The 10,311-nt window shown below is 41.5% G+C and carries 11 protein-coding genes; all 11 read left to right on the forward strand.

Translation table 11 applies throughout. From position 1 onward, the window contains the following. Positions 1–481, forward strand: a 481-nt coding sequence (gene rppH / locus B4F91_RS15795; RefSeq protein ID WP_288635986.1) for an RNA pyrophosphohydrolase, incomplete at its 5' end; no start/stop codon positions are given. Between the two features lie 29 nt (positions 482–510). Then, a complete protein-coding gene (ptsP, locus tag B4F91_RS15800) occupies positions 511–2,775 on the forward strand; it encodes a phosphoenolpyruvate--protein phosphotransferase (protein ID WP_286939150.1) in 2,265 nt (754 codons plus the stop codon). Positions 2,776–2,847: 72 nt separating this feature from the next. Beyond that, entirely contained in the window at positions 2,848–3,657 is an 810-nt protein-coding gene (locus B4F91_RS15805) for a sulfite exporter TauE/SafE family protein (protein WP_286939152.1), read from the forward strand. Between the two features lie 10 nt (positions 3,658–3,667). After that, complete coding sequence (lgt, locus tag B4F91_RS15810) at positions 3,668–4,471, forward strand: prolipoprotein diacylglyceryl transferase (protein ID WP_286939154.1); 804 nt, start codon at positions 3,668–3,670, stop codon at positions 4,469–4,471. 12 nt (positions 4,472–4,483) lie between these two features. After that, positions 4,484–5,335 (forward strand): thymidylate synthase, encoded by an 852-nt coding sequence (locus B4F91_RS15815; RefSeq protein ID WP_004586243.1) that lies wholly within the window; start codon positions 4,484–4,486, stop codon positions 5,333–5,335. 19 nt (positions 5,336–5,354) lie between these two features. After that, positions 5,355–6,233: a UTP--glucose-1-phosphate uridylyltransferase GalU gene (galU, locus tag B4F91_RS15820; RefSeq protein ID WP_004586244.1), complete on the forward strand. Its 879-nt coding sequence runs from the start codon at positions 5,355–5,357 to the stop codon at positions 6,231–6,233. A gap of 377 nt (positions 6,234–6,610) precedes the next feature. Further along, complete coding sequence (locus B4F91_RS15825; RefSeq protein ID WP_286939155.1) at positions 6,611–7,309, forward strand: SPOR domain-containing protein; 699 nt, start codon at positions 6,611–6,613, stop codon at positions 7,307–7,309. Between the two features lie 211 nt (positions 7,310–7,520). Next, entirely contained in the window at positions 7,521–8,099 is a 579-nt protein-coding gene (locus tag B4F91_RS15830; protein ID WP_004586246.1) for an SPOR domain-containing protein, read from the forward strand. Between the two features lie 159 nt (positions 8,100–8,258). After that, complete coding sequence (locus tag B4F91_RS15835; protein ID WP_004586247.1) at positions 8,259–8,852, forward strand: FlgO family outer membrane protein; 594 nt, start codon at positions 8,259–8,261, stop codon at positions 8,850–8,852. A 13-nt stretch (positions 8,853–8,865) separates the two neighbouring features. Then, the gene (locus tag B4F91_RS15840; RefSeq protein ID WP_286939156.1) at positions 8,866–9,558 is read left to right on the forward strand and encodes a FlgO family outer membrane protein; all 693 of its coding nucleotides are present in this window, start codon (positions 8,866–8,868) and stop codon (positions 9,556–9,558) included. An 8-nt stretch (positions 9,559–9,566) separates the two neighbouring features. Beyond that, positions 9,567–10,244, forward strand: a complete 678-nt coding sequence (locus tag B4F91_RS15845; RefSeq protein ID WP_286939157.1) for a FlgO family outer membrane protein — start codon at positions 9,567–9,569, stop codon at positions 10,242–10,244. Positions 10,245–10,311 lie beyond the last annotated feature (67 nt).

A 10,311-nucleotide genomic window follows, 5' to 3' on the forward strand; every position in this document is an offset into this window, starting at 1 on the left:
TGTAATTTGCAATAATCAGGGGCAGGTTTTTTGGGCTAGACGTTACGGTCAACATTCTTGGCAATTTCCCCAAGGCGGCGTTGATGACGGAGAAACACCCGAACAAACCATGTACCGTGAATTACACGAAGAAGTAGGTTTGCGACCAGAAGATGTAGAAATAGTTGCAAGCTCAAAACATTGGTTACGCTATAAATTACCCAAGCGATTAATTCGCCGCGACTCTAGTCCGGTGTGTATTGGGCAAAAACAAAAATGGTTTTTATTAAAACTGCGTTGCAAAGATGAAGATGTAAACTTGCTTAAAACACATCATCCCGAGTTTGATGATTGGCGCTGGGTGAGTTATTGGTACCCAGTAAGGCAAGTGGTATCGTTTAAACGCGATGTATACAGACGGGTGATGAAAGAGTTTGCACCGTTTGCAATGCCTTTTAATAAAAGAGAACATCATAAAGAACAGTGGCGACACAAAAGGTAGTAGCATAATTATAAAATAAGGAGCAGGTAATGCTGGCAACACTTAGAACTATTGCTGAGTCTGTTTCGCAACAAGCGAATTTAGACAGTGCCTTAGTGTGCTTTGTGAAAATGGTAAAAGAGGCCATGAAAACCCAGTGCTGCTCTATTTATTTTGCCGACTACAGCCAAGATAACTTTGTACTTATGGCAACCGAAGGCCTAAATCCCGATGCCGTAGGTAAGTTTAGAATTGGCTTTACCGAAGGGCTTGTAGGTTTAGTAGCCCAGCGTGAAGAGCCCATTAATATAGCTTTTGCAAAATCTCATCCGCGTTTTAAGCTCTCCCCCGAAGTAAACGAAGAAGGTTATAATGCCTTTTTGTCTGTGCCTGTGGTGCATCAAAAAAAGGTATTGGGCGTTATTGTTGTACAACAAAAAATGGCGCGGGTTTTTAGCCAAGACGAAGAGTCGTTTTTAATTACCCTTTCAGCGCAGCTAGCCTCGCAACTTGCGCATGCTGAAATAAAAGAGCTTTTACGCCAAGACGAATCATCACACCAAACCTCAGTGCTCAAAGGGGTCTCGAGTGCCCCAGGTATTGGGATTGGCCAAGCCTTTGTGGTACTGCCCAAGCTTGATTTTAAATCTATAGAGCTAAAAAAAGATCCTGATAGCGCCGAGCAACGCCGTTTGTTTACACAAGCCGTTGCTGCCACCCGCAAAGAATTTAATACCCTGTCTATGACCTTGAGTGACTCAATCCCGCGTGAAGCACTCGCGGTATTTGATGTATACCAACAATTACTTGATGCCAAAAGTTTAGGCCACAATGTTGAGGTACAGTTACAAGAGGGCTGGTGTGCAAAAAGCGCCTTAAAAATTGTTATTGAGCGGCTTATTTCGCAGTTTAATGCCATGCAAGATCCCTACATTAAAGAGCGCGCAGTTGATGTAAAAGACATTGGTTTAAGGGTATTACACCACCTTGTAAACACAGAGCACGCAGTAAAAGATTACCCACCCAATACCATATTAATTGCGAATACCTTAACGCCCGCCATGCTGGCTGAAGTACCCAACGGGCATTTAGCCGGTGTAGTGAGTGTGAATGGCTCAGCCAATAGCCATGCCTCTATATTAACCCGAGCGATGGGAATACCGGCTATTTGGGGTATTGAAGATTTACCCTTATTGCAATTTGATGCTAAACCAATGATTTTAGATGCCTTTGCTGGGCGTTTATATATTTCTCCTTCGCAAGTGTTACTCGATGAATACGCGCAGTTAAAGCACCAAGATAAACTACTCAATAACCGCTTTTTAGCAGAGCAAAGTGCGCAGTCGGTTACCTTAGATGGTGAGCAAATAAATTTAATGCTAAATGCAGGGCTTGAGCTTGATACCGAGCAAAGCAGTGCGCATATTTGCGATGGGGTAGGGCTTTATCGTACCGAAGCATGGTTTATGCAAAAGGGGCAATTTCCATCGCAAGCTGAGCAAGAAAACTGGTATAGGGAGGTGCTAAAAAGTTACCACCCAGCGCCAGTGGTTATGCGAACCCTAGATATTGGTGGCGATAAAGTTTTAGATTACTTTAATATTACCGAAGAAAATCCCTTTTTAGGGTGGCGCGGCATACGCATAAGCCTTGACCACCCAGAGCTATTTTTAGATCAGCTCAAAGCTATGTTAAAAGCAAACATGGGTTTAGGTAATTTAAAAATAATGCTGCCTATGATCAGCGGTACAGAAGAGGTAGACGAAGCGCTCGCGTTATTTGAACAAGCTTATTTTGAACTGGCAGAAAAACACCCAGAGCAAAACTTGGAGCGCCCAGAAGTGGGCATTATGCTTGAAGTACCCTCAAGTATATTTATGCTCGACGAGTGGGCTAAAAAAGTAGATTTTTGCTCAGTAGGCAGTAACGATTTAACGCAATACTTACTTGCTGTCGATAGAGCAAATGCGCGGGTGGCTCAGTTATTTAACCCATATCACCCCGGCGTGTTAAGGGTATTAAATAAAGTAGCGAATGAATGTAATAAACACTGTTTACCCTTTAGTTTATGTGGCGAGCTAGGCGGCGAGCCAGAGGGCGCTATTTTACTCATTGCCATGGGTTATAGGCATTTAAGTATGAACATGTCGTCGTTAACTAAAGTAAAGTGGATTTTAAGGCGCTTAAATATTAACGATATGCAGCAATTACTCGCAGAGTGCTTAGTGCAATCGAACGCTAAACAGGTACTGCGCTTAACGCGCAATTTTATGATTGAACACCAATTAGGCGATCTATTCTACACCGCCAAATAATGCAGCGCTTAAAGATGCTATTAACTTTATAATCCTTTAATATAGGCGCACGAAAAGGTATTTGAGAACACTATGTATGACTTAGCTTTACTCGTGGCCAGTTGTGCGCTACTTGGCTGTGTAGTTGGCTTTTTAGCAGGGCTATTAGGGATAGGCGGCGGTTTAATTATTGTGCCTGTTTTAAGTAGTTTATTACTGATGTTTGACGTTACTTCACCTGATCACGTATTAGTTATTTCTATTGCAACATCGCTTGCCTCTATTTTATTCACTTCTACTTCTTCAGTCTTGGCTCATCATAAAAATGATAATGTGCCGTGGCAAATTGCACCGTGGGTTATGTCGGGTGTAGGCTTAGGCGCGTTAATAAGTGGCTTTGCCGCAAGTTTAATACCCGAACAAGCATTACGCAGCGTGTTTGCAATTAGTGTTGTGTTTATTGCAGGCAGAATGGTGTGGGCATCACGTAGTAAATCGCTTAAAGAAAAACCGCTACCAAAAGGGATTATTTTAGGGAGCATTTCTGCTCTTATGGGCGCGCTTTCTGGTTTAATAGGTATTGGTGGCGGCGCACTTATTGCCCCTATGCTTAATTACTTTTCAGTTGATATAAAAAAAGCGATAGGCTGTGCATCAGCGAGCGGCATTGTTATCGCGCTATTTGGCTCTATTGGTTATATAAGCGCAGGCTGGCAGGTAACCGATTTAGCCCATGGGTTCGCAGGGTTTGTATACTTACCTGCATTATTTGGTATTGTAATAACATCGTGGTTTGTGGCGCCCTTAGGGGCTAAAGCAACTCATTATTTACCTGTTAATATAATAAAGAAAATTTTCGCGGTGTTGCTTGTGCTCATCGCACTTAAAATGGTTTTTAGCTAAAGGTTTATTTATGGCACTTGAGTTTCCTCAAATCGATCCAATAATTTTTTCTGTTGGACCGCTAAGCGTACGTTGGTACGGTTTAATGTATTTAATTGGTTTTGCATTTGCGATGTGGTTTGCTAATCGTCAAGCCGAAAAACCAAACTCTGGTTGGACTAAAGAGCAAGTTAGCGACTTGCTTTTTTACGGCATGCTAGGGGTTATTTTAGGCGGCAGAATTGGCTATGTATTGTTTTATCAGTTTAGTTACTTTTTAGAAAATCCATTATATTTATTTAGAATTGACCAAGGCGGTATGTCGTTCCACGGCGGAACATTAGGGGTTATTACCGCTATTATAGTATTTGCAAAAACCCGCAAAAAATCACTATTCGCAGTGGGAGATTTTGTGGTGCCGCTGGTTCCGGTTGGCTTATTAGCAGGGCGTATTGGTAACTTTATAAATGGCGAGTTATGGGGCCGTGTAAGCGATGTGCCATGGGCAATGGTATTTCCAACGGGTGGGCCACTTGCGCGTCACCCATCGCAGTTATACGAAGCCTTTTTTGAAGGGCTAGTCCTGTTTTTAATTTTATTATGGTTTATCAAAAAGCCTCGCCCTGCAGGCAGTGTAGCCGGTGTATTTTTATTAGGATACGGCGTATTTAGATTTTGTATTGAATATTTCCGCCAACCAGATGCGCAGCTTGGCCTATTTGCCGATTTTATCTCAATGGGTCAAATACTCTCGTTACCTATGATAATTGGTGGCCTAGGGCTATTAATTTGGGCGTACAAAAAACCGCAACCTGTAACCGCAGCAAAGGCATAGTAAGAACAGATCATGAAACAATATTTAAAATTATGTCAGCGCATCGTTGACGAAGGTGTATGGGTAGAAAACAAACGCACAGGCACGCGCTGCTTAACCGTTATTAATGCCGACTTAGAATACGATGTAGGTAATAATAAATTTCCTATGATCACCACTCGTAAAAGTTACTACAAAGCCGCAATAGCAGAGCTTTTAGGTTATTTACGAGGGTACGATAGCGCAGCGCAATTTCGCGATATAGGCTGTAAAACCTGGGATGCAAACGCAAACGATAATAACGCATGGCTAAATAACCCTAACCGCAAAGGCGAGGACGACATGGGCCGCGTTTATGGCGTGCAAGGGCGTAATTGGCAACGTCCAGATGGCTCAACGCTCGATCAGCTTGCTAAAGTAATAAATAACTTAAAAAACGGGATTGATGACAGAGGTGAAATAATTACCTTTTATAATCCTGGTGAGTTTGAGCTTGGTTGCTTGCGCCCATGTATGCACACGCATACGTTTTCGCTGCTTGGCGACACGCTGTATTTAACATCGTATCAGCGCAGTTGCGATGTGCCGCTCGGCCTTAATTTTAATCAAATTCAGTGTTTTGTATTACTGGCATTGGTTGCGCAAATTACCGGCCATAAAGCAGGTAAGGCGTATCATAAAATTGCTAATGCGCATATTTACGAAAACCAGTTACCGTTAATGCGCGATGTACAGTTAACACGTGAGCCGTTTGACTCACCGCAATTAAATATCAACCCAAACATAAAATCACTAGAAGATATAGAAACATGGGTAACACGAGACGATTTTGAAGTAGTAGGCTATCAATGCCACGAACCAATCCAATATCCGTTTTCAGTATAATAAGATTAAGGAGAACAAGATGAAAGCAGTGATCCCCGTAGCAGGCCTTGGAACGCGTATGTTACCTGCCACAAAAGCTATCCCTAAAGAGATGCTCCCTGTGGTAGACCGCCCGCTTATTCAATATGTAGTAAATGAAGCGGTAGCAGCAGGCGTTAAAGAGATTGTACTTGTAACGCACTCAAGTAAAAACTCTATCGAAAACCATTTTGATACCAGCTTTGAACTAGAAGCCACGCTTGAAAAACGCGTAAAGCGGCAATTACTTGCCGAAGTACAGGCAATTTGCCCTAAAGATGTGACCATTATTCACGTACGCCAAGGCGAAGCCAAAGGCTTAGGCCACGCAATTAACTGTGCAGCGCCAATTATTGGCAACGAACCTTTTGTGGTTATTTTGCCAGATGTAATTGTTGATGATGTAGAGAGCGACCTTAAAAAAGACAACCTAGCAGAGATGATCGCCCGTTTTGAAGAAACTAAGCACAGCCAAATTATGGTTGAGCCAGTACCAATGGACGAAGTAGACAAATTTGGTGTTGTTGATTTAGGTGACGTAGAGCTTCACCAAGGTGAAAGCTCGCCAATTATAAACATGGTAGAAAAACCGCCAGTAGATGAAGCACCTTCAAACCTATCTGTAGTAGGGCGTTATGTATTAAGCGAAAACATTTGGCCACTGCTTGCTAAAACGCCGCAAGGGGCTGGCAACGAAATTCAACTTACAGATGCAATTGCCATGTTAATGCAGCAAGAAAAAGTAGACGCGTACGCAATGAAAGGCCGCAGCCACGATTGCGGTAGTAAAATAGGCTACTTAAAAGCAACGATAGAGTTTGCTCTGCGCCGCGACGAGTTTGCAGATGATTTAAAAACATTTATTAAATCGTTAATTTAGTTTTTATTAAATTACCCACCAAGGCGCCTGTTTAGGCGCCTTTTTTAGTGCTAAATTATTAATGCCACTATTAGTATAGCTTTACTCAATTTTAACGACGCGAGTAATAAAGATGGGCTACGCTTAATTATGTTCTGAATTTGACTTGCGTTATTTTTAAACACAACGTAATTTATATTGAAAGGTTTATGTTAATTGGCATTAAAGTTGTATTAAAAGCCACACCCATGGAGGGTCGTGTTAATTTTATCTTTGCAGGTAAATTAACGTATAGGAGCAAATTTGCTCATTGTTTAATAGATAAGTTAAACGCTTTCTTGTGAGAACGTTTAACTGAAATGTAAGTGCACAGGCACTGCTTTCAGGATAACGGGTACATGCTTAAATTAAAAAAATACTATAAACACTTTTTTGTATGCCTTTTTACGCTTACGTTTGGCACGGCGTGCTCTATTACGCCTACCGCTAAACCTGCTGTTGATAATGAAATACCTAACACCACGCCCGATTACGTATCGATAACTGCACTAGAGCTTGCGCAATTAAAAGATGCCGCAATGCAATGGCAGCAAGCACGCGCCGGTATAGAGCGTATTTTAAAGCTTGAAAAAGAAATTACTTACCTGGTTAATCATATAGATATAATAAACTCTAAAGCTATTGCACAATCTAATGCAAGCCCTGCCTATAGCAGCCGTTACACTCGCACGCCTTCGCGTACAACCAGTAATAAGCCACGTCGTCAGCAAACTTACAAAGCTGCTAACAATAACCGAAAGCAAACTATAAAGCTTAATACCCCTAAACATGTATTTGCATTACAAGTTGCCTCGGTTGACTCTAAGCAGGATGTAGCCAAGGCTTGGCAAGAACTAAATACCAAAGCAGCGCCACTATTTAGAGATAAAATATTAACCAACGTAGAAACCGCAAAAATAAATGATAAAACCTTTTATCGCTTAAAGCTTGGCTCTTATAAAAACCTTAAAAATGCCAAAGCCGACTGTGAAGTATTTAAAATGTATAAGCTCGACTGCATTGTAAGTAACTACACCGATAAGCCAATTAAACTTTAATAGTGATACCAACCCGCAATAATAAATAATCATTTGACGGGCCTAATCGTGTTGCGTTCTGCGTTAAAAAATTCTCATTTAGAGCAACTAAATAGCAATTTTTTTGCCTAGCTATCAATACGTTTTACTATCCTCATAATAGATTACTTAATTAAGCTAATTGGTATAAAAGCGCAATAGGTCCTAGCACGCGTGACTTGCTAAGCGTTGATTGGCTGTTAAAATAGCGCCCACTCTTACCCATATTAACAACATACTTATGCTGCACTACAAGGATTTTTTAGCCACATTAGTTTTAGGCTTTGCATTAGCAAACAGTGCTCACGCACTAGCAACGGCCCAAAAGCAGGCGGTGCTCATTAAAAAAGATGACTTAGCCGTATTAAAAGAGTCAGCGCAGCAGTGGCAACAAACCAAGCCTCAACTAGAAAGACTGTTAAAGCTAGAAAGTGAATTACAGCGCACAGTAGATAAATTAAAACAACTTAACGCGCAGCCAAAACCACAGCAAACTAACCACTTAGCTGTTGTAAATACAAATGCGCTGTTTGCTGTGCAAGTGGGGGCATATAAAAATAAAGCGGTACTTGAAGCGGCTATAAAGCAATTTCAATCGGCCTCAAATAAGCTTGAAGTAAATACCGAGCAAGTACTGATTGACCAGCACACCTTTTATAGATTAAAGCTTGGTGCGTTTAAAACAAAAGAAGCAGCAAAGGATGCATGTAAGTCATTAATAAACAATAATACTTGCTTTGTAACCTACTACGTCAAAACGCCTCAAAGTTAATTAACCTGAACTCTGGTTAAGAGCCTTACTAGCATATTGAACTATCTTGATACTTAAATTTATTATCTCTGGCTAGAGATAGGTTTATTATCCAGAGTTTAGGTTAATTAGGCATAATAATTGCTTTATCCTCGGTATGTTTTAAAGAGGACGGCAACTATGCGCCTTTTATTGCCTTTAGTATTGTTAAATTTAACTGCTTGCAACTTGGTTCCGCCCCCAGAGCCGAGTGTGCCTACTGACGCGCCAAAAGCAGCAATGGCACCCTATACCGTTAACGAGTATGTAGCAAATCTAACCTCGCAGCTTAACCATGTAAATGGCGCTTTAAATGCCAATGCGCGCATTGGTGTGAGTAGCTTTTTTTATGCCGATGCTTTAGATACTAAGCTAGTAGCAGGGCAGGCCTCGGGTTTGAGCTTACAAATTCAAGAAAGCTTATTAACGCAATTTACCCAGCTTGGCTATCATACTGTTGAGTACCGCCTAGGTAATAACCTTATATTAGCGCAAAACGCAGACAGCATATTAAGCCGCGACTTAAGTAAATTACGCAATCGCCAAAATATTGACTTAGTCATCACCGGCACTGTAACGCGCCAACAGCATGCTTACATAGTTAATGCACGACTCGTTAATATTGAAAACAAGCAAGTACTGTCGGCAGGCAGCACAGAGATCCCTATAAATGTAATGTGGGGAAACGAAAAAATTCAGCAGCGTGACGGCTCTTTGTACCGCAGCGAATATTAATCAGGAGCACACCATGAGAAACCTATTAATTACCCTATGTTTGCCATTAGGCTTTGGCTGTTCGCAAATGTTAAATTCGCTACATTCAGAGCCGGAGCAGGTTGAGCATGATAATGCAGCCCAGCTTGTTTCAGAGCAACGTGCGGTAAAAGCACCTGCACCAAATGAAGCGTTATTTCAGTCTAATTTAAACAAGCAAAGTAACTACACCAAAAGTGCCCCTGCAAAACGCAAAAATATAAACCATTATGTGCGCGGTATAATGCAAGACATGGTCGAAAACCTGCAATACGTAAACGACAAAACGCCACTTGCCGTTTCTAGCTTTGTATTTTTAGATGATGACTACAGCGATGGAAGCCTGTTAGGTAACCAAATAGCCGAAAGCTTTATGCACGAACTGCATAGTTTTGGAGTACCGGTTATCGATTTTAAAACCACCGATTATATGCGAGTAACATCCGCAGGCGACTTTGTATTTAGTCGCGATTACCTAGAGCTAAACCAAGATCAAAACTTTAATTACGTATTAGCAGGAACACTTGTGAGCCACCAAGGTGGCGTACTGGTAAATGCACGAATAGTGGGCATTAAAAGTAAAGCGGTAGTGGGCAGTGCGCAAGGGTTTATCCCTCAATCAGTGGTTGATGCGCTAAACAGTAGCTATCGCACCGACGGAATTATGCTTAAACAAGCCAGCGAGTGAGGTTGACCATGTTTTACAAACTATCTGCTATAGCGGGGCTAACGGCAACGTTAGCATTAACTGGCTGTTCAATAACGCAAAATAATGAGCATAACGAAAGCATAAACACACGCTCAGACTACACCGTGGTAACGCAAAGTAGCCAACCAACGCCAGTGTATGACAACCAATCTGTGCAGCAGCAAAGTGAGTACGACACAGCAAGGCAGTTTACACCGCTTAAACACCACAAAACGCTGGCAAACTATGTAGAGCAAATGGCGCTGGATTTAGTCGATACGCTTGAAGCCGAAGCGCCCGATAACAACAGCATCAACATAGCGGTTACCACCATTGTAGATTTAGACGCATCGCTTAATAAAAGTAATCAGTTGGGTAATCAATTAGCAGAGACGTTTATTCATCAGCTGCAAAAATTTGGCTACGGCGTGGTAGATTTTAAAACCATGGACAACATTGATGTATCAAACAGAGGCGACTTCGTGTTATCTCGCGATATAGAAAAGCTAAGCGAAAGCAGCATGGCTAACTATGTATTAGCAGGTACGTTAATTTACCGCCCAAATGGCGTAGCAGTAAACACCCGCGTTATAAATGTTCACAGCAAACATATTGTAGCAAGCAGCCGCAAACTCATACCACTGTACGTGTTAAACAAAGAAGATATATATTTATCAAGCAATTAAGTTAATTTTAGCTTGATATGAAAAACAAGAAGCCGTTATAATTTTTGTAAGCTGTAAGCTGTAAGCT

The sequence above is a fragment of the Pseudoalteromonas sp. UBA6610 genome, from assembly GCF_002433295.1.
Taxonomy (GTDB): domain Bacteria; phylum Pseudomonadota; class Gammaproteobacteria; order Enterobacterales; family Alteromonadaceae; genus Pseudoalteromonas; species Pseudoalteromonas atlantica.

Coding starts and splice junctions, on each gene's coding strand:
- ptsP (WP_286939150.1), top strand. CDS start 511: ATGCTGGCAACACTTAGAACTATTGCTGAGTCTGTTTCGCAACAAGCG.
- B4F91_RS15815 (WP_004586243.1), top strand. CDS start 4,484: ATGAAACAATATTTAAAATTATGTCAGCGCATCGTTGACGAAGGTGTA.
- B4F91_RS15835 (WP_004586247.1), top strand. CDS start 8,259: ATGCGCCTTTTATTGCCTTTAGTATTGTTAAATTTAACTGCTTGCAAC.
- lgt (WP_286939154.1), top strand. CDS start 3,668: ATGGCACTTGAGTTTCCTCAAATCGATCCAATAATTTTTTCTGTTGGA.
- B4F91_RS15825 (WP_286939155.1), top strand. CDS start 6,611: ATGCTTAAATTAAAAAAATACTATAAACACTTTTTTGTATGCCTTTTT.
- B4F91_RS15805 (WP_286939152.1), top strand. CDS start 2,848: ATGTATGACTTAGCTTTACTCGTGGCCAGTTGTGCGCTACTTGGCTGT.
- B4F91_RS15845 (WP_286939157.1), top strand. CDS start 9,567: ATGTTTTACAAACTATCTGCTATAGCGGGGCTAACGGCAACGTTAGCA.
- galU (WP_004586244.1), top strand. CDS start 5,355: ATGAAAGCAGTGATCCCCGTAGCAGGCCTTGGAACGCGTATGTTACCT.
- B4F91_RS15840 (WP_286939156.1), top strand. CDS start 8,866: ATGAGAAACCTATTAATTACCCTATGTTTGCCATTAGGCTTTGGCTGT.